General features: G+C 48.8%; 19 protein-coding genes and 1 tRNA gene. 11 read left to right on the top strand and 9 right to left on the bottom strand.

Annotation, left to right across the window (positions count from 1 at the left end):
• Positions 1-9: 9 nt before the first annotated feature.
• Entirely contained in the window at positions 10-492 is a 483-nt protein-coding gene (locus tag GGR41_RS04760) for a DciA family protein (protein ID WP_167660893.1), read from the bottom strand.
• A gap of 14 nt (positions 493-506) precedes the next feature.
• Here GGR41_RS04760 and GGR41_RS04755 point away from each other — a divergent pair, with 14 nt between their 5' ends.
• From GGR41_RS04755 to GGR41_RS04735, 5 genes are all read left to right on the top strand, one after another.
• The gene (locus GGR41_RS04755; protein WP_229711059.1) at positions 507-1403 is read left to right on the top strand and encodes a M23 family metallopeptidase; all 897 of its coding nucleotides are present in this window, start codon (positions 507-509) and stop codon (positions 1401-1403) included.
• Between the two features lie 126 nt (positions 1404-1529).
• A complete protein-coding gene (secA, locus tag GGR41_RS04750) occupies positions 1530-4256 on the top strand; it encodes a preprotein translocase subunit SecA (protein ID WP_167660892.1) in 2727 nt (908 codons plus the stop codon).
• A 188-nt stretch (positions 4257-4444) separates the two neighbouring features.
• Positions 4445-5854, top strand: coding sequence for a sodium/glutamate symporter (locus GGR41_RS04745; protein WP_167660891.1), 1410 nt, complete (start codon positions 4445-4447; stop codon positions 5852-5854).
• Positions 5851-7482, top strand: coding sequence for an amidohydrolase (locus GGR41_RS04740; protein ID WP_167660890.1), 1632 nt, complete (start codon positions 5851-5853; stop codon positions 7480-7482). Before GGR41_RS04745 ends, GGR41_RS04740 begins: the two co-directional genes overlap by 4 nt.
• Positions 7469-8365 carry a CobW family GTP-binding protein gene (locus GGR41_RS04735; RefSeq protein ID WP_167660889.1) on the top strand — a complete coding sequence of 299 codons (897 nt, stop codon included), beginning with the start codon at positions 7469-7471 and terminating at the stop codon, positions 8363-8365. Before GGR41_RS04740 ends, GGR41_RS04735 begins: the two co-directional genes overlap by 14 nt.
• Here GGR41_RS04735 and mgtE read toward each other — a convergent pair.
• From mgtE to GGR41_RS04715, 4 genes are all read right to left on the bottom strand, one after another.
• Positions 8362-9828: a magnesium transporter gene (gene mgtE / locus GGR41_RS04730; protein WP_167660888.1), complete on the bottom strand. Its 1467-nt coding sequence runs from the start codon at positions 9826-9828 to the stop codon at positions 8362-8364. The two genes, GGR41_RS04735 and mgtE, sit on opposite strands and share 4 nt — an antisense overlap.
• Before the next feature lies 1 nt (position 9829).
• Positions 9830-10231 carry an acyl-CoA thioesterase gene (locus tag GGR41_RS04725; RefSeq protein ID WP_077734670.1) on the bottom strand — a complete coding sequence of 134 codons (402 nt, stop codon included), beginning with the start codon at positions 10229-10231 and terminating at the stop codon, positions 9830-9832.
• Positions 10232-10308: 77 nt separating this feature from the next.
• Positions 10309-11520 (bottom strand): M20 aminoacylase family protein, encoded by a 1212-nt coding sequence (locus GGR41_RS04720; protein WP_167660887.1) that lies wholly within the window; start codon positions 11518-11520, stop codon positions 10309-10311.
• A gap of 155 nt (positions 11521-11675) precedes the next feature.
• Complete coding sequence (locus tag GGR41_RS04715) at positions 11676-12527, bottom strand: inositol monophosphatase family protein (protein WP_167660886.1); 852 nt, start codon at positions 12525-12527, stop codon at positions 11676-11678.
• Positions 12528-12564: 37 nt separating this feature from the next.
• Here GGR41_RS04715 and mnmC2 point away from each other — a divergent pair, with 37 nt between their 5' ends.
• From mnmC2 to GGR41_RS04700, 3 genes are all read left to right on the top strand, one after another.
• Complete coding sequence (mnmC2, locus tag GGR41_RS04710) at positions 12565-14391, top strand: tRNA (5-methylaminomethyl-2-thiouridine)(34)-methyltransferase MnmC2 (RefSeq protein WP_167660885.1); 1827 nt, start codon at positions 12565-12567, stop codon at positions 14389-14391.
• Positions 14392-14494: 103 nt separating this feature from the next.
• Entirely contained in the window at positions 14495-16678 is a 2184-nt protein-coding gene (locus tag GGR41_RS04705; RefSeq protein WP_373868042.1) for a glycoside hydrolase family 31 protein, read from the top strand.
• 165 nt (positions 16679-16843) lie between these two features.
• Positions 16844-16919, top strand: a tRNA-Lys gene (locus GGR41_RS04700).
• A gap of 85 nt (positions 16920-17004) precedes the next feature.
• On the opposite strand, the gene GGR41_RS04695 is transcribed toward GGR41_RS04700, so the two are convergent.
• Positions 17005-17781, bottom strand: a complete 777-nt coding sequence (locus GGR41_RS04695; RefSeq protein WP_167660884.1) for a hypothetical protein — start codon at positions 17779-17781, stop codon at positions 17005-17007.
• Positions 17782-18289: 508 nt separating this feature from the next.
• Between GGR41_RS04695 and GGR41_RS04690 the strand changes: the two genes are divergently transcribed.
• From GGR41_RS04690 to GGR41_RS04680, 3 genes are read left to right on the top strand one after another with little or no spacing between them, the layout of a single operon-like run.
• Positions 18290-19300: a methionine ABC transporter ATP-binding protein gene (locus GGR41_RS04690; RefSeq protein WP_167660883.1), complete on the top strand. Its 1011-nt coding sequence runs from the start codon at positions 18290-18292 to the stop codon at positions 19298-19300.
• On the top strand, positions 19297-19962 hold the full coding sequence (locus GGR41_RS04685; protein WP_167660882.1) for a methionine ABC transporter permease: 666 nt from the start codon (positions 19297-19299) through the stop codon (positions 19960-19962). Before GGR41_RS04690 ends, GGR41_RS04685 begins: the two co-directional genes overlap by 4 nt.
• A 32-nt stretch (positions 19963-19994) precedes the next feature.
• Positions 19995-20777, top strand: a complete 783-nt coding sequence (locus GGR41_RS04680; RefSeq protein ID WP_077734676.1) for a MetQ/NlpA family ABC transporter substrate-binding protein — start codon at positions 19995-19997, stop codon at positions 20775-20777.
• A gap of 139 nt (positions 20778-20916) precedes the next feature.
• On the opposite strand, the gene GGR41_RS04675 is transcribed toward GGR41_RS04680, so the two are convergent.
• From GGR41_RS04675 to GGR41_RS04665, 3 genes are all read right to left on the bottom strand, one after another.
• The gene (locus GGR41_RS04675; RefSeq protein ID WP_077734677.1) at positions 20917-21618 is read right to left on the bottom strand and encodes a bZIP transcription factor; all 702 of its coding nucleotides are present in this window, start codon (positions 21616-21618) and stop codon (positions 20917-20919) included.
• 73 nt (positions 21619-21691) lie between these two features.
• Positions 21692-22387, bottom strand: a complete 696-nt coding sequence (gene murU, locus GGR41_RS04670) for an N-acetylmuramate alpha-1-phosphate uridylyltransferase MurU (RefSeq protein WP_167660881.1) — start codon at positions 22385-22387, stop codon at positions 21692-21694.
• Entirely contained in the window at positions 22387-23421 is a 1035-nt protein-coding gene (locus tag GGR41_RS04665; RefSeq protein ID WP_167660880.1) for an aminoglycoside phosphotransferase family protein, read from the bottom strand. Before GGR41_RS04665 ends, murU begins: the two co-directional genes overlap by 1 nt.
• Positions 23422-23530: the final 109 nt, after the last annotated feature.

Below are 23530 nucleotides of genomic sequence, written 5' to 3'. Positions count from 1 at the left end.
TGCCAAGGCTCAGCCTTTATGCTTATGTCTACGTAACAAGCGCTCTACCGCTTGTGCCAAAGGACCTTCTTCTAACGATTGGTTAAGCTGCTCAAAAGCAGCAAGCCCGCTACTATCAATACCTGCTCCCCCTTGACGTACGTGTCCTACGGGTTCTACCCCAGTAAAAAGTACGGATTGGATTTGAAGGTGGACTTGATTACACTTCCATGCAGATTGGTTTAGCTTAGCAATTAACGTGGGCAGCATTTGCCTTAATTTAGTGGCATGTGCAGCGCTGGGAACTGCTAGGGTCACAGTTTGTCTATCTATATGAGCCACTCGGCAGCTGCGCATGGCAGTTGGAAGTTGGCTATGAATATATTGCTCTAACTCTAAATAGCTTTGTGCTGTAGACAGGATCTGTTTAGGATCTTGCTTCAGCCAACCAGCAATAGGGCTGGCTGGTTCACTAGAGCGAGTACTGAAGCGTTTAAAAAAAGCCCTAGACATAAGGATTAAATTGTTTGAATAAGTTAAAGAATTCGCGGCTACGCTTAAAAGCGCTGCGGGCATTAGCCATTGGTTTAGGGATTAGCGTCTCCGCCGTAGCGGGCGCTTTAGTACAATCAAAAATAGGTACAAAGCAGCTAGACCCTAGTCAGGTAGTGATATTAAATCAAGCCCAAGAGCGCGATGCGTTGTACGTCCAACAAAGTGTACAGCAGTTAGCCCAACGTTTAGGCGACCTTCAAGCCAAGGTCATTGAAATGGAAAGTTTAGGGCGGCGTATTGCTGAGCATGCAGGTGTGCAATACACCGATCCAGAACTTTTGCAGCAGATGGAGTGGCAAGACCCGGCTCCAAAGCTCAGCAGCGCCCAAGATCTAGGCCGAGAACTCGACACCTTATATTATAGTCTCTCTGAACGCCAAGATTGGCTGACTATGCTAGATAGTGTGCTTAGCCAACGCTTAGGTAACCAAGCACGCTTTCCAGCGATGCATCCTGTGGATCGCAGTTATGTTAGCTCCGGTTATGGGTGGCGTCGTCACCCCATCACAGGGCGCCATACCTTACACGAAGGCATGGATTTTTCTGCTCCGGTTGGTACCCCTATTGTAGCGGCCTCTGGTGGTATAGTGACAGAGGCGCGTTATCGTAGTGGTTATGGCAAGATGGTAGAAATTGCTCATGGCGATGGCTTAATAACGCGCTATGCTCATGCCTCGTCTATTTTAGTGCGGTTGGGCGATGTGGTCGAAAAAGGACAGCTTATTGCTCGAGTCGGGGCAACTGGGCAAGTCACCGGAGCCCATTTGCATTTTGAGGTGCGTCTTGAAGATCAGCCTTTAGACCCTATTTTATTTCTACCTAAAGAGTATTCTGATACGCTATTGGTTCAATCCAGTACGACAAAATAGTCTTTTTGGCATCTAGCTGCGTTAAACTGTATTGTTATGTTGCCAGTTTTCCCTTAACCCGAATAATAGGAATGGGAGTAGGCATGTAGTATTACATGCTGTGAATCTTACCAATACGATACAAGAATGGTTTCTTTGCTCAGAAAGCTTTTCGGTAGCCGCAACGATAGGCTGCTTAAACAGTACCGCAAGCAGGTTGCACAGATCAACGCGCTTGAACCCACCTTCGAGGCCCTAAGCGACGACGAGCTGCGGGCAAAAACGGCTGAGTTTCGTCAGCGCTTAGCCGAAGGTAAGTCGTTAAATTCTTTGTTGCCTGAGGCCTTTGCTGTGGTGCGCGAGGGGTCAAAGCGTGTCTATAACATGCGTCACTTTGACGTGCAGTTGCTGGGTTCTATTGCATTGCACAATGGCAAGATTGCAGAGATGCGTACGGGTGAAGGAAAAACCTTAATGGCCACTTTGGCTGTGTACTTAAATGCTCTAACCAGCAAAGGGGTTCATGTAGTCACGGTCAACGACTACTTGGCACGTCGCGATGCAGAGGCCATGGGCAAGCTCTACAATTTTCTCGGCCTTAGCGTAGGCGTGGTGGTACCTAACCAATCTAACGAGGAAAAGAAAGCCGCCTATCAGGCCGATATCACCTACGGTACCAACAACGAATTTGGTTTTGACTACCTACGCGATAACATGGAATACCATGCAAACGAGCGCCGTCAGCGTGGTTTGCATTTTGCGATTGTGGATGAGGTTGACTCCATCCTTATTGACGAGGCACGCACGCCTCTGATTATTTCGGGTCAAGCGGATGATAATACGGCCTTATATCAGGCCATCAACGTGGTTCCTCCTATGCTTACTCGCATGCAACAGGAACCCAAACCCCAAGAGCCCGAGCCCGAGGGCGACTACTGGGTCGATGAGAAAGCCCAGCAAATTCACATGTCCGAAGCAGGACACGAAAAAGCGGAAAAAATCTTAACGGAAATGGGGTTATTGCCCGCTGGCGAATCCCTCTACGAGCCTCGCCATATTTCGCTCATGCACCATATCATGGTGGCATTGCGTGCGCATAACCTCTTTTTCCGCGATCAGCACTATGTAGTACAGAATGATGAAATCGTCATTGTGGACGAATTCACCGGTCGTTTGATGTCAGGACGCCGTTGGTCCGAGGGCTTACACCAAGCCGTCGAGGCCAAAGAAGGGGTGACAATTCAAAGCGAAAACCAAACCATGGCTTCTATTACCTTCCAAAACTATTTCCGTATGTACGAAAAGTTGGGCGGTATGACCGGTACGGCAGATACAGAAGCCTTCGAGTTCCAAGAAATCTACAGCCTAGAGACCGTCATTATCCCGACCAACCGTCCTATGGTACGTGTTGATCAAAACGACCAAGTCTTTAAAACCGATAAAGAAAAATATGCGGCTATTTTGGCCGATATCAAAGACTGTCACGAGCGTGGTCAGCCCGTTTTAGTGGGTACAACCAGCATTGAAAACTCAGAGCTCTTAGCTGGCTTATTACAGGCCGAGGGTCTGCCACACGAGGTGTTAAATGCTAAACAACACGAACGTGAGGCTCAAATTGTGGCCGATGCCGGCAAGCCGGGTAGCGTAACCATTGCCACCAACATGGCCGGTCGGGGTACCGACATTGTGTTGGGTGGTTCTATTGAACGCTTCGTAACGGCCATTCAAGATGACGACAGCCTCAGCCCAGAACAAAAAACCGCACAAATCGAAGCCATCCGTGCGGAATGGCGTCCAGTTAACGAGCAGGTTAAGGCCGCAGGTGGCTTGCGTATTATTGGTACCGAGCGTCATGAATCGCGTCGTATTGATAACCAGCTACGTGGTCGCGCAGGGCGTCAAGGTGACCCAGGTTCCTCACGCTTTTATTTGTCCCTAGATGACTCATTAATGCGTATTTTTGCGGGGGATCGCGTACGCAATATTATGGAGCGTTTGCGTCTACCCGAAGGCGAGCCTATCGAGGCTCGCATGGTAACGCGTTCTATCGAGTCCGCTCAGCGTAAAGTCGAAGCCCGTAACTTTGATATCCGCAAGCAACTGCTGCAGTTTGATGACGTAGCTAACGATCAACGTAAAGTCATTTACGCACAGCGTAACGAGGTGCTTGAGTCGACCGATATCAGCGCTAATATCGCTTACATGCGCGAGGCCTCCCTGACTGATTTCTTCCATCAGTATGTGCCCGAGGAAAGCATGGAAGAACAATGGGATATCTCTGGTCTCCAAGCTGCTCTAGCCAGCCAATTCCACCTAGAGGTAGATGTGGTGGGAATGGTTGAAAAAGAAACGCAGCTCTCCGAAGAAGATCTATTAGACCGCGTGGTCGACGCCTCTAAAGTGGCTCTTGATGAAAAAATCGCTTTAGTAGGGCTGGAACAATGGGGAAGTTTCGAGCGCGCCATCATGCTGCAGTCTATTGATACGCAGTGGCGAGCCCATCTGCAGGCGCTTGATCACTTACGTCAAGGGATCCATTTGCGTGGCTATGCGCAAAAAGACCCCAAACAAGAGTACAAACGCGAGGCCTTCGAGCTATTTGCCGAGCTTCTCGACCGTATCCGTGACGAAGTGGTCCGCACTTTGCTGACTGTGCAAATCCAAGCACCTACCGAGGCCGCTCCGCCGCCTGCTGTCGAGCTAGAAAATGTGCGCGTTCATGCGGCCGATTACGACGAAGCCGTAGCCGCTGACCAAGCCGCCCCCGCCAATGCTGCTCCCTTAGCGGCAGACACATCACGGGTAGGGCGTAACGACGATTGCCCATGTGGTAGTGGAAAAAAATACAAGCATTGCCACGGTAAGCTCAGCTAAATTTCGCTCTTTTTTAGCCAAAACCGCCACGGGAAACCGTTGGCGGTTTTTTTGTGAAATCTAATGTTTCAAAAAATGAGATTTATTAGGGGTATATGCCTATTCTGCTCTTTTATCTAGAGAGGCACTATTAAGGCTTGCTGATATTTTGTATTAATCAGAACGCTTTGTCTCATAAAGGAGTGGGTATGGATGGTACGTTTCAGGGGGTAATTGCATTTGCCCTGATGGCCCTTATGTTAGTGTTGGGGGGCGTGATCAGACGTCAAATCCCCTTTTTACAGAACTCCTTGGTGCCAGCAAGTATTTTAGGCGGTAGTATTGGTTTTGTTTTATTAAGCTTTGATTTACTGCCTGGTTACGGTCCTAATGATTTTAACGCGTTAACTTTTCATTTTTTTACTCTGAGCTTTATGTCTTTATGCTTAACCGGTAGCAGCAAAGACAAGAAATTAGCTGGGGATAGCATTGTCAAAGGTGGGCTATGGTTAACCTTAATTTGGACTGCAAGTCTTGGCCTACAAGCGTTAATTGGGTATGGCATTATTTATGCCTATGACTCCGTAAGGGGTAGTCAAATTGGGCCGCTATTAGGCGCATTAATTACCCATGGTTTTACTCAAGGCCCCGGGCAAGCACTGACTTTTGGTGGCATTTGGGAAAACGATTATGGTTTAGTTAATGCCACACAGGTGGGTCTGATTTACGCTTCGCTAGGGTTTTTAGTGGCCTTTCTGGTTGGTGTGCCTGCGGCACGCCGCGTCATTCGTAGCGGTAAAAATTTAAATAAAAAATCCGCCATTGATGATGAGTTTTTGCTGGGCTATTTTCATAATGGTGCAGGGAAAACAGAAACACGCTTAGTCACTCATAGTGCAAACATGGATAGTTTAGCCTGGCATATAGGATTGCTTGGCTTGGCCTATATGTTGACGCACTTTTGGCTAGTGGTCATGCAAGGGGTTGTGGCAGGCAAAGAGCCTTTAGGCATTAGTCTAAGCGTACTGTTTAGTCACAATATGTTTTTTGTCCACGGTTTAGGCATTTGTGTGCTGATGCGTTGGATTATTGACTACAAAAAATGGGGCCATTTCGTTGATGATGAAAGCTTGAAACGTTTAACAGGGGCTTCAGTGGATTTCATGGTGGTAGGCACAATTATGAGTATTTCTTTCTCTGTGCTTTATGCGTTAATTGTGCCAATTTTATTGGTGACTATCGCTGTAACGGCCGCCACCTTTTTCTTATGTTGGTACGTGGGTAACTGGAGTGGCAAACTAGGCCCAGAGCGAGCCCTCACGTCTTTTGGATGCTGTACGGGGTCAACGGGCACGGGTTTATTACTGCTGCGCTTATTAGATGCTGATTTCAGTACATCGGTGGCTAAAGAGCTAGCGTTCTTTAACCTTGCTATTGTGGTAGTCAATACGCCAATCCTTTTTATTGTGACGCCCATTGCTCCCTCACTCAGCCCAAGCACTTATTTAATGGCTTTTGCTGCAACAGCAGTTATTCCCTTGGTACTCATTCCTTTGTTAATGATGAAAAAAAGCAGCGTGCGTGGTAGTGGGCGTGCTGTATTAGGAGGTAAGTTGTGATCACCATTTTTTCTGCTAAACGCATTATTACCTTAGACCCGTCTTTGCCTAGTGCAACGCATGTGGCTGTTAAGGACGGCAAGGTATTGGCAGTGGGGTCCCTAGAGGATATTGCTGATGTGGGTGAGTATGTGTTAGATACCCGTTTTGAAAACGCGTATTTGTACCCAGGGTTTGTTGAAGGGCATAGTCATGCGCTAGAGGGGGCAATGTGGAATTACGTGTACCTAGGCTATTTCCCGCGCCATACCCCTCAAGGTGAATTACGTCCAGGGAATACCAGTCTAGCAGACATTCAAAAACGCTTAGCTGAGGCGGCTCAAACTCTAGCCCCCGGTGAGCCTCTTGTAGCGTGGGGGTTTGATCCGGTTTATTTTGAGGGTGAGCGACTGGATAAGCAAGTGATTGACGCGGTGGTAAGTGATCGCCCGGTCGTCATTTTCCATGCCAACTTGCATTTAATGACGGTAAACAGCGCCATGCTGGCCCAAACACGCTTGGCTGAAACGCATGATTTAGAGGGGGTAATGCGTGATGCCCAAGGGCAACCAAATGGTGAGTTGCGTGAAATGGCAGCCATGCATGCGGTATTTGAGGCATTGGGGCGTAGCGTTTTCGAGGAGGTAGCCAGTCTTGCTACCTTACAAAACTATGCTAAAGCGGCGCAGCGTACTGGCATCACCACGATTACTGATCTCTACAACCCATTATCAGATCAGGGCGTGGCTGCGCTGGTAGAAAGCAGCCAACAGCCTCAGTATCCGGTGCGGTTGGTGCCTGCTATGGGGGCACTCGATTGGCAAAACCATCAAGGTATCGAGCGGATTGTGGCTTGCCAAGAACTAAGCAATGCCAAGTTGCATTTTGGCTTAGTTAAAGTCATGACCGATGGCTCTATTCAGGGTTTTTCTGCACGCATGCTGTGGCCGGGTTACCATAACGGCCATGAAAATGGCATTTGGAATGCGCCACCCGAAACCCTCAAGCAAATTGTCTTGGATTACCATCAAGCCGGTCTGCAAATGCACATTCATACCAATGGTGATGAAGCCGTAGAGCTTATGTTAGATGCCATTGAAGAGGCACAATCACTGTGGTATAGGGCCGATCATCGCCATACCCTGCAGCATTGCCAGTTTATTAGTCAGGCGCAAATGCGTCGTGCAGCTAAACTAGGCGTTTGCTTAAATATGTTTGTGAACCATATTTATTACTGGGGTGATATACACCGAGAAAAAACGTTGGGTTACACTCGCTCTCGACGCATGCAGCCCTTGCGCTCAGCACGTCAACTAGGTGTACCCATTGCCATGCATTGTGATGCGCCAGTAACACCTTTGGGGCCGTTGTTTTCCATGTGGTGCGCGGTAGCACGTAAAACCGCTAGCGGTCATGTATTGGGCGAGCATGAAGCCTTAACGATACCCGAGGCACTGGAGCTGATGACACTAGGTGCCGCCTATACCTTACACATGGATGATCAAGTAGGCAGCCTAGAGGTCGGAAAATTTGCGGATATGGTGGCATTAGACCGCGATTTGTATGCGATCGATACGGATGAACTGCTTGACGTTGAGGTGCTAGCGACGGTGCTTGGGGGTGAGGTGCATACTCATGCCAAGCATTAAGCCCATTGCCACCACTTTACTCACGGGCTTTTTAGGCTCGGGTAAAACAACGTATCTGAATCAATTGCTGCAAACGGATATTCCAGCACGTAGTATCGTGCTGGTTAACGACTTTGGGCGTATCAATATTGATGCTAGCTTAATTGCGTATCAAGATGACGACGTGATTCGGTTAAACAATGGCTGTGTTTGCTGCACTTTAGGTGCCAGTATGGCAGAAAAGCTAGCAGAAATAGGGCGGATGGACCCACCGCCAACGGCACTGTTTATGGAACTTAGTGGGGTCGCCAATGCAGCGCGTGTGGCAGACATGATACGCGTAGCACAGCGTTTTGAGTTAAACGAAGTGCGCTGCTTTGTGGATGTCTCGTTAGCCGCTTTGCATGCGACAGATCCCCGAGTGAATACGGTATGGGCACAACAAATTTTGAGTGCGACTCATCTGGTTTTTAACCGTTTAACGCCAGAGCAATCCCTGCCAACGTGCTTAGAGCAGCTAGTGAATCAAAGCGTAGCCCAACTGCGTTATGACTATGCCGCCACCGTGCCTCCTGCCCCTGTCGTCGCGTCACCGCCTCGTCCGGTGACAACACCTACCAAGGGGTGGCACAGTGTAAGCTTTGAGTCCAATCAGGTGCTTGCTGTGGAAGACGTACGTGCTGTATTAGAGGCCTTTACTGAGGTGCTGTATCGAGCTAAAGGCATGCTGCATACTGAGGCAGGCCGAGGCTGGGTGGTGCAGTGGACTAAAACCCAATGCGTGATTACCCCCAGCGCACGTCCTGTTAGTCAAACCCAACTGGTTTTTATTGGTATGGATGAAGCCGGTTTAGAGCAGTTGGTACAGCGTCTACACAGTCTCCAAACCGAATCCGTAGCTTAAAGTAAAAAAATGGTTGCCAAACCAAGAAAGATAAAAAAGCCCAGCGAGTCCGTACCAAAGGTTAATAAAACCGATGAACCCACCGCTGGGTCTTTACCAAAGCGGCTCCGCAAGGTGGGTATTAATACCCCAAGCGCGGCTCCTACCAGCATATTACCAATCATGGCTGCCATCATGACGAGGGCAATAGGGATAGAGCGTGAAATAAACCAGGCAAAGCCAGCCGTAACCAAACTGCCACAGGCGCCAACTAAAAATGTCACCAACAGCTCTCGCTTTACAAGAGGCCAAATATTGGCGCCTGTAATACGACCCATTGCCATCGCACGGATAATCATGGTCATGGTTTGATTACCCGAGTTCCCACCAATACCGGCCACAATAGACATTAAAAAAGCCAAAATCACAATATGGCTAACGGTGTCCTCGAAACGCGACGCCACAAATGAAGCGGTCGCCGCAGTACATAAGTTAATTAATAGCCAAGGAGCACGGTTGCGTAGAGCACTAAAAACGGGAGCGAAAATGTCTTCTTCCTGGAGACCGGCACGCGAAAGTTCTTGCTCTTGGGAGTCTTCTTGCAGTACGTCAATGACCTCATCAATCGGTACACGCCCGATGAGGCGGCCGTAGTCATCGACCACAGGCGCAGAGACTAAGTCATAGCGTTCAAAAGCATTAGCGGCGTCCGTGTCGGGGTCAAGAGGATGCAGGTAAAAGTAATCGGTGTTCATGACACTGGACACCAAGCTATCTGGGTCAGAAACTAACAAGGTAGTAAGCGATAAGGTGCCTTGTAACCGATCGCCGCGATCCACCACAAAAACTTGATCGGTATGATCAGGTAGCTCTTGGAGTCTACGCAAATAGCGCAAGACCACCTCTAGGCTAACGTCTTCGCGTACCCGAACCATTTCAAAATCCATAATGGCCCCCACCGAGTCCTCTGGGTAGCCCATAGCGGCAATAAGTTGCGCGCGCTCGGCATCGGTGAGGCCTTTTTGGACTTCGGCAATCACGTCGGGCGGCAGGTCTGGCGCAAGATCAGCAATCTCATCTGCATCCATGTTCGACGCGGCAGCGATCAGCTCTTCGGTGTCCATGGACTTAATCAAGGACTCGCGAACCCAGTCCTCGATTTCCAACAGCACATCGGCATCGTATTCATCTGACACCTGATCCCAAACTAGCTGGCGCTCGGGCTCGGGTAAGGATTCTAAAATAAAGGCAATGTCTGCTGGGTGCAGATTGTTAATAATGGCCCGAATTTCTTCTTCGTGGTGGCGATGCGTTAATTGAGTGAGCTCTTCAGAGGGTTCATTCTGCTGGTCGTCATCGGAGAGCAGGTTAACCACCTCTTGGCGTTTTAAAATGCTTTGTAAGCGCTGCAAAGCAAGCTGAGCATCTTCTGGGTCTAGACGGCGCATTTTAGACGGTGCCGTGTTCACAGTAGCTTGAGTCATATTATTCGATTAGAGGTAAAGGACGGCTGCGTCGTTGATCATCAGTGGCGACATAAGTCAGGGTGGCTTCGGTGACTTTTACGGTTTCGTCTGGCAAGAGTTTGCGTTCGGCGTAGACCTCTACCTCGACAGTGATAGAAGTGGTGCCTGTTTTTATTATTTTGGCGTACACGCTAAGTAAATCACCCACGAAAACAGGTTGCTTAAACGTAAACGAGTTCACTGCTACCGTTGCGACGCGTCCTTGGGCACGACGTGAAGCAAGCACTGAGCCTCCGATATCCACTTGTGCCATAATCCAGCCGCCGAAAACATCACCATGCATATTGGCATCGCCAGGCATAGGAATAACACGTAATACAGGGTCTTGGTCTTTAGGAATGGAAATGAGAGCAGTGCTCATAGAGGCTCCTTCTTATTAGTACAAATGCTAGTATTGTACCTAGAAGCCTCCATCTTGCCGCGAAAGTTTTTTAGGGTTCAATTGGTAGCGTCGTGTTTAGCCTGCAGCCACGAGGTAGCTAGCTTGACCCAATAGGTCGCCCCGATAGGAATAAGCTGATCATTAAAGTCGTAACTGCCATTGTGTAAGGTACACGGCCCCAGTCCGTGGCCTTGGGCTCGATGATCGCCATCGCCATTACCTAAAAATAAATAGCAACCAGGCACCTGTTCCAGCATAAAAGAAAAGTCTTCGGCCCCCATTGATGGCTGTACAGGGTAGATGACGTTTTCACTACCACGCCAGTCTTGAAGTAATTGAGCACAAAACTGGGTAGGCTCGAGGTGGTTGATGGTGGGAGGGTAGCGTCTATCGAATTCGTACTGCACGCTACACCCCAAGGCCTGAGCGGTTTGGCTGCTAAGTTCACCAATGCGTTTTTCTATGAGATCTAAGGCCTCGTTGCTAAATGTGCGAACTGTACCACGCAATTCGGCTTGGTCAGGAATGACGTTATCGGCCGAACCGGCGTGAATTTGAGTAATACTAAGCACCGCTTGCTCGAGGGGGTCGAGATTGCGACTAATGATAGTTTGTAAGCCTTGTGCGATGCTGACCGCAGCAATTACTGGGTCGGCACCCAAATTAGGCATGGCACCATGAGCCCCTTTACCTTGAATGGTTAAGCTAAATGTACTGCTAGATGCCATGATGGCGCCGGTGCGCAACCCAAACTGACCTGCAGGCATGCCGGGCCAATTGTGAAGACCAAAGACGGCATCCATAGGAAAAAGCCTAAACAAGCCGTCATCAATCATTTTCTTTGCACCCCCTAAACCTTCTTCGGCAGGCTGAAAAATAAAATAAATGGTGCCGTTAAAGTTGCGATGCTGGGATAGGTAACGAGCCGCCGCCAAAAGCATCGTGGTATGGCCATCGTGGCCGCACGCATGCATAATGCCTTCGTGCTGGCTTTTGTGGTCAAAGGTATTTTGTTCGGGCATGGGCAAGGCGTCGATATCGGCGCGTAGGCCAATGGCTGCGCCTGGGCCAGTATCGCCTTTTAGAATGCCTACTACGCCTGTACCCCCTAAACCCCGGTGCAATGGAATTTGCCATTGTTCAAGGTAATACGCAATTTTATCGGCAGTCCGGTATTCGGTATAACCCAGCTCTGGGAACTGATGGAGATCGCGGCGAATAGCGGTGAATTCGTCTTGCCAAGTCGTAAAAGGAGGAAGAGTCGTCATGGGTACCTGCATCCAAAATATCAATAAAAAAGTGGCGGCATAAGTCTATTATGCAGCAAATTGTTTATTTTGTTTGCGCTAAACGCTTGACCGTTTGGGATGGGGATGCATCGCATGGACGGCGTGGCCGTCCTGTTTGTGTGTTTTAGTTTTGTTTAGGCTTGGGTGGGATAAACCAGATGCGGTTGTAGCAAGGCCAGCAATTCAGGGGCCGTTTTAGGGTTGCCTGCGTAGATATAGCCACGCTCTGGCCAAGGCTGTTGTTCATACATGTCGTCACTAATGCCGCCGGCTTCTCGTACAATGACTGTTCCTGCTGCCACGTCCCAAGGCGCTAGTCCCATTTCCCAATAGGCATCAAAACGCCCACACGCCACCCAGGCCAGATCCAGTGCGGCGGCGCCTAAACGACGTAGCCCACGGGTGGACTCAATGGCTTGGTGTAAGGTTGGCATGTATTGGTTGGCAAAGCTGAAATCACGAAATGGAAAACCGGTAGCCACTACACTTTCAGCAAGGCTTGATGCCTGCGAGCAGCGAATAGGCTGGCCATTAAGCCAGGCGCCACCATTATAGAGAGCACTGAACATTTCATCGCGATTTGGGTCATACACTACACCTATAATAGGAGTGTCTTGGGATAAAACATGGCCATCAACCTCGGTACCAGCATGTGCAATCAGTGCAATAGAAACGGCATAGTGCGGTATTCCATGCAAAAAGTTGGTGGTGCCATCTAAGGGGTCAATGCACCAGGTTGCCATCTGACTGGCTTTGCCACCGCTTTCTTCGGCCACAATACCAAACTCGGGGGTTTGTTCCTGTAGCACACGAATGACCGCCTGTTCGGCTTCGCGGTCAGCCTGCGAGACCAAATCGTTACGCATTTTTGTATCAATCACAAGCTCGCTGCGATTTCCGGCATAGGCCTGTAGAATAACGGCGCCAGCTTGGGCTGCGGCCTTTGCGGTAGCGAGGTGGTTTTGTAGGTCTCGAGGTAGTTTCATAATCAGTCGTTTAGATAATGGGTTTGTTTGAGTTTATATGACACGTGCATTTCAGCCTTTAATTCCAGCTACGCCACGCTTTACCGCGCAAGGGCTAGCGTGTAGTGACCGTTACGATGACTTGTATCACTCGGCCTCAGGGGCGTTAAACCAAGCGGAGTATGTCTTTTTGGCTGGGAATGGGCTGCCCGAACGATGGCAGCAAAAAGAGCAGTTTACCATTTTGGAAACAGGCTTTGGTTTAGGCAATAATTTTCTTGCCACCTGGGCGACCTGGCGTGCTGATCCGCATCGTAGCCAACGTTTGCACTTCGTCTCTTTCGAGGCACACCCCTTTTATGTCCACGATTTAGCATTGATGCTAGGCCCAACGCCCGCTAGTCATCGCGATCTTGCTGATCAATTGTTAGCCCAGTGGCCACTGTTGGTGCCGGGCATCCATCGTTTAGAGTTTGAAGGCGGACAAGTCACGCTGACGTTATACTTTGGTGAAATTAGCCAGGGGGCCAAGCGGATGGCATGTCAGGCTGACGCCTTTTTTTTAGATGGGTTTGCGCCACGCGTCAACCCAGCTATGTGGGCGCCCGAGCTATTTGGTCAGTTAGTACGTATGGCTGCCCCGAATGCTACAGCGGCGACGTGGTGCTCGGCAGCACAGGTACGCCACGACCTGCAGAATGCAGGCTTTATTGTAGAGCGACACCCCGGGTTTGCGTTTAAACGCCATATGATAAAGGCACATTTGCGACCTCATTTAGGGCGAAACTACTTGGCACGGCCTTTAAAGCCAGTGGTCATTGTGGGCGGAGGCATAGCTGGGGCGGCTACAGCCTATGCGCTCGCTGAACGAGGAATTGCTTCGCAAGTCATTGACCCGCGTTTTAGTCAAGGGGCAGGCGCGGCACACTTGGGGCATCGAGCTGTTGCCATGACGCCTTTATTAACCAGTGATGATGCGCCGCGTGCACGTTTAAGCCGCGCTGGGGTACTACGTGCGCGACAGCGTTGGCAAGCTTTTTTTGGGCAAAGTCTATTTACCACGGGGGCGGCCGTGCTAAATACAGAGGCAACAGAAGCGGAATATTTACGTCATACTATACAAAATCTAGGCTTTGATCCAGATTGGGTACAATATAAAGCAGCAGGCTCAACCATTGAAGGCATGCAACACCCCTTAAAGCATGATGCGGCTTTTTTTCCTAAAGCATTAGTGGTCGACCCAGAACGGCTGATTTCTCAGCTATTGGCTCACCCCCTAATCACGTTGGTAACCGATAGGGTAACTACTGTTGCGTCGGCTAAAGACTCAGGATGGGCAGTACATATGGCTCAGCATGGTCAAGTAGATGCTGAACATGTAGTCATAGCCAATGCCGCTCAGTCTACCCATCTGCTCGCGCCGTTGCTGCCACATGCAGAGCGACTTTTAGCCATGGATATAATAAACGGTCAAAGCAGTGTGGTATTCGCTGCTACGCTAGGCACATCGGTTTCATGTATTGTGGCAGGCCAAGGATATGTATTACCTGTAGATGGAAAGCTCTACACAGTAGGAAGCACCTACGAGGACGGGCCGCTAATGCCTACAACCCAAGCCTATGCGGACATTATGCATAAGGTGGCAGAATTGATACCGCTGGGTGTATCAGCACCTGCTCTGTCCATGTGGCAAGGGCAGCGAGCTGCCTTGGCAGATCACTTGCCGGCGGTGGCTCACGCGTTACCAGGTTTATGGGTCAATGTAGGTTATGGCTCGTATGGCTTTAGTTGGGCTGCTTTAGCCGCTGATTTCATTAGCACAAATTTGGCCTCTGAGCCAGCCGTAATAGATCGTGATTTATCCCGCGCGCTATACCTGCGATAATAGTAAGGATAAGGATTGGTTTGATGTGGCTTTGCAGTCTTGCAAATATACGTCAAAATAGTATTTTAATTATGTTTTGGGCCTAGCCCTCGAGGATCGCACTGTGCCGTCCAAAACTCACTCTGATGATGTGACGCAATTGTTTAATCTTCTAAGTTCAATATCTACTAAATCATCCAGCGCTGATTTTTCAGCCGCTGACGACCAAATGTTGCGTATCGAAGCCCACGCTCCGGGTGTGTTTCGCTTGCGCTTTGGCACATTAAAACACATTCAACCCGAACGTGTAACCCCACGTGCTCAGCAGTATGCTGAAATGCTCTTAGCACGCTTAGACGCAGTGGGCGAGCTTCAGGTTATCGACCAAGACCAAGGTTGGCGAGTCGAGCAAGGAGACTGTGTTGTTGAGTTAGATAAAGACAACTTTGCCTTACGGGTTTATAGCGGCACTCAGTTGCTATTGCAAAGTCAGTCCCTCAGCTCAGGCGAACAGTGGCAGTTCCACGTTCAATTAGATCCAACCGAAGGGGTATATGGGCTAGGTGAAACCACGGCAAATTTAAATCGACGTGGCAGTGTATTGGTTTCTGATCGTCCTGCCGACCGGGTGTTACCTTTAGCCTGGAGCCCTAAAGGGTGGGGGCTGTACGTGAATACATTCGAGCGTGTAGAACACGATGTGGCCCATACCGACTCAGATCATTATGTGCTTCGTGTTCAGGCACCTATATTAGACTTCTTTATTTTTGTTGGGGCGCCCACAGAGATTTTGAATCAATACACAGCCTTAACAGGGCGAGCAGGGCAACCTGGTTTATGGCCAATGGGTGTATGGCTAGATCAAGCCGTGGGTCAGCACTTGACCGACTCCCATCAGCAGGTTCAAGCCCTTAAAGCCCTTAATGTAGGCGTGGACGTTGTCAATTTTGCTGCCCCAGCCGTCTTAGGTTTCAGCGCAGACCGCCCCTTATTCGAGTGGGACGAGTCACGCATAGGCGAATTACGTGAAACCATGACTCAAACCGAGGAAGCCCAGTTCAAATTGGCGGCGACGCTGTTTCCTGGTGTGCTAACCGGAACGGCCATGTTTGATGAGTGGGAAGATCGCGGTTGGCTACTGTTAAATGATGAAGACGGGGCTGCGCATGTTTTTTCAGGTAACCCCATCACAGGCAGCGCTGACTTTGGTCTACTCGACCTAACGCATAAAGACGCCTACAAATTATGGGTTGAACGCTTACGTCAGTCGTTTGATGAAGGGCTTGGCGCGGTCATTAGTGATTCAAGCTTTGTAATTCCTGACGGTATTACGGCTCGCGGTAATGAATGTGGAGCCATGCTGCGCACGGTTTATCCACTTTTAGTACGTCAGGCACTGTTTGATGCGTTTGCAGGACATAAAACACCCCAAGAGGGGCTTATCGCTAGCCGCGATTTATACCCATCCGCCCATCGTTTTGCTTGGCAGCTTGGTCCAGATGTCCCCAATAGTTGGGAAGGTCTAAGCCAAACCCTGCAGGCCGCTTTGGCTGTGGGCAATAGTGGCATTACCGCACAAACTCATCAAATTGGTTCGATTCATCACCCTGTGGATTCCATGACGCCCGAGCTGTTTATACGGTGGTTATCTATGGCTGTGTTTTCCGCTAACTTCCATCTGCAAGCGTTGCCAGGTTTAATGCCATCGTCTTTTGATGAAAAAACCCAAGAGCTCATTGCCCATTGGTTACGTTGGCGTTATCGACTCGTGCCGTATGTGTTGGGCATTATCGAAGAATCAGTACGCTGTGGCTTACCCGTACAGCGCGCTTTGGTGCTCGAGTTCCCTGACGACCCCGAGGTGAATGCGTGGCCCCACCAATATATGTTGGGCTCTACGCTTTTGGTTGCGCCGTTTGTCAAACCTGGCACAAAAACAGAGGTGTATCTACCAAAGGGTAGCGATTGGTGGGATCTTTCCACTGGCTGGCGCTACGAAGGGGGCACCCGTTGGGAAATCGAAGCCGACTTAGATCGTTTACCTGTGTTTGGGCGCGAAGGTCATATGTTGTGTTTAGGGCCGGCTGCACTGAATACGTCCGAGTTTAATTCAGCGCGCTTACTCGAAGAGGTATGGATGTTCGGCATGCCCGAGCACAGTCCAGCCGTCATGCGTAATAAAATACGGGTCATGCAAATGCAAGGCTCAAGCTACATTAAAGGGCTAGAGGGGTTAAAAATCTTACCCTCCGAAGGTCTCGAGGTAAAACGCCGTGGTGCAGAGGTCCGAATTTCACGAGCGCGTTAAAAAAAGCTGTACAAAGTAAAATTTCATGTTATAGTTACGTCTTTGGTTCGGGGCAGATAGGTGTTTGCCCTAGGCCAAGCCCGTTTTTATTGCTTTTTGTTTTTTTAGTATTAAAAAAACCCTTGACAAGATTCTGAATAGGTGCAATAATTACATCTTTCGGTCGGGTCGTTAGCTCAGTCGGTAGAGCAGCGGACTTTTAATCCGTTGGTCGCGCGTTCGAGTCGCGCACGACCCACCACGAACGAATACTAAAACGCCACTTATTCAATAAGTGGCGTTTTGCTTTGTGTGAAGCCCAATGGTTGCTAACTATTGGGCTTTTTTTATCGGTTGGCGTTGGCCTCTAAGCGCGCCGCATACGCTTGCCAGGCTTGCGCATGCACCTCTCGTAAGGTTTGTGTTTGCGTGGGAGCACCAAAATACGTGATCAGCTGTTTTTGATCGGTTTGATTTAATAGAGGTAACTGAGCAACACCAAGCTCTTGGTAGCGAATGACAAGGCCTTGTAGCTCATGTCCTGGCAAAGCTTCGATGATTTGCTCTCCGCTGGGCTGTAGCTGAGGATGCTCTAAGAAAGACGCGCTCGCGGCGAGCCAATACAAGAGCTCAAGCGCTGGCTCGTAGTGACGAGGCTCTGAACGAATAATAGCTCGCAGTGCTAAAACGGCCTCTTGGTAGGCAGAGCGATAAGGGAGCTTGGCTAAGGCCAGGGTTAGCCGCTGAAACGGCTTTGTATGACTGGCTTTAATTTGTTGATGCCATTGTGCGCCTAATGACAAGTCAGCAAGGGTGGCAGGATAAGGAAAGGCAGTATCAAACCAAGGCACATGGAGCGCTTGAGGTGGCTGATTTAGCACACTAGGTGTAAGAGCCGTTACCGTTAAAAATGCATTGAGCTGTTGTTTTGCGTGTTCTAATAGCGGTAGAACAGGTTCATGTGTTGTATATTTTTGTAGAGCTTTTAGAATAGCAACACTGCGCTGCAGCAAAAAAGGCGGCAAGGGTGTATGTAACTCAGCGGCAAGAAGCCATGCTTGCTGTAAAGCGCGCATGGCTTGAAGATTGACTTGGCTTTGATGGCGGTGAATAAAGTCAGGCATGCAAATCTTAGCTAAAAGTTAAGGATGCATAAAGCCTAACACAGTTAAGGATTCAGCCTAAAGCCCTCACACGACCCCCATTTGTTTTTTCGATGCAGCCACACAGTATCGCAGGCATGGCATATAAATTTGGCTTCGGCATCACCATTAGGAATCGGGGTGTATTGAGAAACCAATTTTAAACCGCTATGAGGTTGTGTTGACGTTTTTGCTACAGGTAAACCTAAGCAGTGATCACAAAGGGTTCTGGTAACGATAGCTTGCATAGTAGATCCTGAAAAGAGAGTAGTGCCGTATTGAAAGGTAGTATGTGTTTTTGCAACAAGTCGACATTTTTGTTATGAGCTTTCAGGGGGTAATAGTTCTGTTTAAGCGTGTCCTTATATTAACATTTTTTTAAGACTTAAACGTATACATCACATTCTCCTACATTTTGGAACAATGTTCACGTTTAGATCTTAACAGAAATAGTCAGCAGATTGACCAAGAGAATGGGTAGGAAATTTCTTTGATTCGTTTAGAGCATATCTATAAAACGTACGCGTCTGGCAATAAGAGTATTATTGCTTTAAATGACATTAATTTGCATATTCCAGCCGGTGAGGTATTTGGAATTATTGGACGCTCCGGGGCAGGAAAAAGCACGTTGATTCGGTTGTTAAATCTCTTAGAGCGACCTTCAGAGGGGCGTGTTTGGTTGCAACAGACGGAATTAAGTGCATTGCCCGAGGCCGATTTACGTCGGGTGCGTCAAAAAATTGGCATGGTGTTTCAGCATTTTAATTTATTACAAATGCGTACAGTACTGGACAATGTCTGTTTCCCTTTACGGTTAGCCGGCTTGTCATCTAAGTCGCAGCAAAGCCGCGCTTTAGAGGTATTGGAACTCGTGGGGTTGCAAGACCATGCTCATAAGTACCCACGTCAATTATCCGGTGGGCAACAACAGCGTGTGGGCATTGCCCGAGCCTTAGCGAATCAACCGCAGTTGCTACTGTGTGACGAGGCTACCTCTGCGCTTGACCCAGAAACCACCCAGTCTATTTTGCGCTTACTGGCAGAAATCAACCAAAAGCTAGGCATAACGATTGTTTTAATTACGCATAGCATGGACGTGATTCGTAGCATTTGTGATCAGGTGGCAGTCATTGAGGCGGGCCAGTTAATAGAATGCGGTCCGGTATTAGATGTGTTTTTGCATCCACAGCATGCCACTACTCAACGTCTATTGGCGGAAAGCGGTATGGATGATGGTGGTTGGCACGAGCTAGCTGAACAAGTGCAAGGACGTTTATTACGCTTAAGTTTTAAAGGCCAATCTACCTCGGCACCGGTTTTAAGCCAGCTCAGTCGTGAATTTAATTTGAATTTCAGTATTTTGCAGGGTGCGGTAAGCCGCATTAAGCAAACGCCTTACGGGCAACTCGTTGTGGCCGTCGAGGGCGATTTAAATCAGTGGGAACAGGTGAAGACTGTGCTGGATCAGCATCATGTCACATGTGAGGTATTACGGTCATGAATTTTACCAATATGGATTGGGCATTAATTTGGAGTGCCACAGTAGAGACGTTTGTGATGACCGGCGCCTCTTTAATTTTTACCGTGCTTATTGGTTTGCCTTTGGGTGTTATTCTCTTTTTGACGGCCCAAGGGCAGCTGCTGGAAAACCGCTGGACCTACCAAGCCTTGTCATTTTTAGTGAATGTATTGCGTTCGGTGCCTTTTTTAATTCTTTTGATCGTGATGATTCCGTTATCACGGGCACTAGCAGGTACAGCCCTTGGTGTCCAAGGCGCCATTCCGCCACTGGTTGCCAGTGCCGCGCCCTTTTTTGCACGCTTAATTGAAAATGTTTTGCGTGAGGTGGACCCGGGTGTGTCTGAAGCCTGTCGAGCCATGGGGGCGAACTCACGTCAAACAGTCACTATGGCTTTATTACCTGAAGCCACAACTGGGATTTTAGCGGCAATTACAGTGACAGCCATTACCTTAATTGGGTATTCTGCTATGTCAGGTGTGATTGGCGGTGGTGGCTTAGGGGATTTAGCGGTGCGCTTTGGCTATCAACGCTATCAAAGCGATGTCATGCTAATTACCGTGCTAATTTTAGTGGTTTTAGTGCAATTGCTGCAGATGATAGGCGATAAGCTAGCTGCTAGGATTCAAGGCAAAACGCAGTAACCTTCTTTATTTTGTTATGCAGGAGCAATGTTATGAAAAAACTACTACCTCTTTTGACTTTGTCTGTTGCCGCGTTGGCCATGGGTTCCGCTCATGCGGGCAAGCTATCCATTGCAGCAACGCCTGTGCCGCATGCAGAGTTATTAGAGTTTGTAAAACCTACCTTAGCTGAGCAGGGCGTAGACTTAGACATTAAGGTGTTTACCGATTATGTGCAGCCTAACGTGCAAGTGGCCGATAACCAAATTGACGTGAACTTTTTTCAGCACAAGCCTTACTTAGATACATTTAACAAAGAGCATAAAACCGAGCTAGTTTCCGTTGCTTTAGTCCATGTAGAGCCATTTGGTGCATACTCTAACAAGATTAAAGACTTAGCCGAGCTAAAAGACGGTGCCTTAGTGGCTTTGCCTAATGACCCCTCTAATGGCGCACGTGCTTTGTTGTTATTGCAACAAGAAGGCCTAATTGAGCTCAAAGACCCAAGCAACATTCTTGCTACGTCCCGTGATGTGGCTAAAAACCCTAAAAAACTCAAGTTCAAAGAACTCGAAGCCGCGACATTACCCCGTGTGCTAGCTGACGTAGATTTGGCCTTAATCAATACAAACTACGCGTTGGAAGCGGGCTTAAACCCCCTTAAAGACGCCTTGTTTATCGAAGGGGCCGATTCGCCTTATGCCAATATAGTGGTCACTACAGCGGAAAAAGCAGAGCAAGAAGACGTGAAAAAGCTAGTAGAAGCCCTACACTCAGATGCGGTACGTCAGCAAATTGAAGACAAATACCAAGGTGCAATTGTGCCAGCGTTCTAAGTAGAAAAGGCGATAAAAAGTCTGTTTATAAACTGACCCCAAGAAGTTGGACATGGATCCAACCTGTTGGGGTCTTTTTTATAGATAGTATGGAAAACCTTGCCCTTTAGAACGGGGGTGATGTCAAGGCAGCGGTCAATCAACGCACGTTAATAATACGCATTGCAGCGGTGCGTTGGGTGTTGCCTTCGGGATAAACCTGAATCGTCACTTGACGAGCCGTCATGCCTGAAGGAAGCTCTACTGCACCTTGAACATGCGTATAACGACCTAGTTCTACGGGAACGGGCTCAGAATCGAAATAGCCAGTACGGCCATTAGGATAACGCCCTTGAACATTTAGGCTTAATGTCCCTTTAAAGGGTTTATCGGCCTTATCACTATCTTGCATAAGCAAAATGGAATAGTCCAAGTTGTTGTCTTTGTTGGTAAAGTCGGCGGCACGAATGCCTGGCGACGTACCGCGCGGATCAGCGGGCATAGCGGCGGCAAAAAGAGCCAGGTCTTTTTCAAGGCCTGAAACGATGGCGTCATGATGAGTTAATTTTTCTGTGGCCTCGGACACCTGAGCCAGACTGGTATCGCGCTCACGCTCGGCCAGATTAATACGCGACTGTAAACGTTGATTTTCTGCCTTGGCGGTATTGAGCTCATCGTGCAATTGCTGTGATTGCTCTACGGTTAACATAGGGGGGCCGTAGCTCTTTTGAATAAATAAAAGGCCACCCGCACCCAAGACCATGCCCGTGATCATAAGCACAAGCCAACGAGGAATACGACGTTTACGACGGGTATAGCCATAAGCGGTAGGTTTAAATATAGGGCGTTTGGAACCTAGCATGAGGCAAATCGTTCCTGTAGATAAAATAGGTGAATGGCAAAAAAGCGCAAAAGCTGTCAGAAATGATAGCCTGTTACGCTTTTGCCGCCAAGTTTTGTTCTATTTGTTTCAATCGTTCGGGGGTGCCTATGTCCATCCAGGTACCTGTATAGACACTGCCTAAAACGTGGCCTTGAGCCATCGCGTGATGCAAGGGCTCACGTAAAGGCATAGAGGTATGGGTGGGTACCGTATTAAAAAATTTTGGGTCAAACACACCTATGCCACTGTAAGTATAAGATTGGTTAGATGTGTGGTGCTGCACACGGCCTGCCGTCAGGCTAAAGTCACCCTGAGGGTGGTGTGGTGGGTTAGGAACTAACACCAGATGGGCCGTGGCGGATTGAGCAGCGAGACTTTGAGCTAAGTAAAAAGCTAATTGCGGGTTCCAGTCGCTCCAGACATCTGCGCTGATGACTAAAAAGGGGTTTGAGCCCAGAAGAGGAAGTGCTTGCTTAATACCACCGGCGGTTTCTAGGGCTGAAGACTCTGCGGAGTAACGAATCTGCGCGCCCCAGTTTGACCCGTCACCTAAATAGTCTTCGATTTGTGTGCCTAGCCAAGCATGGTTCACCACAATCTCGGTAATTTGAGCAGCCACTAAGCGCTCGATATGCCATTGAATTAAGGCTTTACCTTGGACTTTAAGCAAAGGTTTGGGCGTGCTATCGGTTAAGGGCCGCATGCGCTCTCCGCGGCCGGCAGCTAAAAGCATGGCGCGTAAAGACATTAAATCGTTAATCCTAAAACAGTTTGTTTGTTTTCAAGTCGATCAAACAGACGACGCAGTGGGTTGAATTCCTCGTAGCGACCAAACACCTGACGCAAATACTGATTTACACGAGGGATATGATCAAGATAATGGTGTTTACCATCACGAATCGATAGTCGACTAAATACCCCCAGAATGCGCAGGTTACGTTGTACGCTCATCCATTCATAGGCCTTGTGAAACTCGGCAAAATCGGTAGCAATGGGCAGTCCAGCGTGGTGGGCAGCTTGCCAATAGCGAACGGCCCAGTCCAACTGTTGCTCCTCATCCCACGTATAACGCGCATCCATAACCAGAGAAGCTATGTCATAGGTAATAGGGCCAATGACAGCATCCTGAAAGTCAATAAGGCCAGGCTGCAGGCTGGCATCGGTAGGCATCATTAAATTAGGGGAATGAAAATCGCGCAAAACGAGTACAGCGCCATGGTTCACGTTGTCTGTGACTAGGGTGTGAAAAAGCTGATCGAGACTTTTTCGTTCTGCATCGGTAAGCTCTGTGTGACAATACTGCTGTATATACCACTGGTCAAATAGCTGCAGCTCCTCTAGCATGCGAGAAGCATCGTAAACCGTTAACCCGGTGGTATCTGCCTGTTGAACTCGCACTAACTCTTCGATGGCTAAACGGTATAAGGCTTGTAGCGCAGCGGGGTCCAAACCGTCTTGTAGGGCTTGATAGTAGTTTTGAGTGCCTAAATCGCTTAAAAGCATAAACCCTTGGTCGGCTTCATAAGCTAAGATAGTGGGTGTTTTGGCGCCGACTTGAGCTAGGCGGCGCTGTACATCGACAAAAGCCGCATTGTTTTCTTGGGCTGGGGGTGCATCCATCACAATATAGTTTTGGTCAGCTCCGGGCAGTCTGTAATAGCGTCTAAAACTGGCATCACTAGATGCCGGTTGCAGTTGGTCTACATCTAAACCCAAAGACGGCGACAAGGTGCCCAGCCAGTGAACCAGCTGTTGAAAACGAGGATGAGCAATGTTTTGCATAAAAAGTGACTCGAAGCAAATAAATTTTACCTGTTAAAGTGCCGCGAAGCGTCTGGCTTATCTATAATAGGCAACTGTATTTCTAAGTCGATATGGCAAGAATGACTTA

Origin of the sequence: Paenalcaligenes hominis (genome assembly GCF_011927625.1) — a bacterium.
In the GTDB taxonomy this organism is placed as follows: domain Bacteria; phylum Pseudomonadota; class Gammaproteobacteria; order Burkholderiales; family Burkholderiaceae_B; genus Paenalcaligenes; species Paenalcaligenes hominis.
This window is presented reverse-complemented; position numbering and strand designations above follow the sequence as displayed.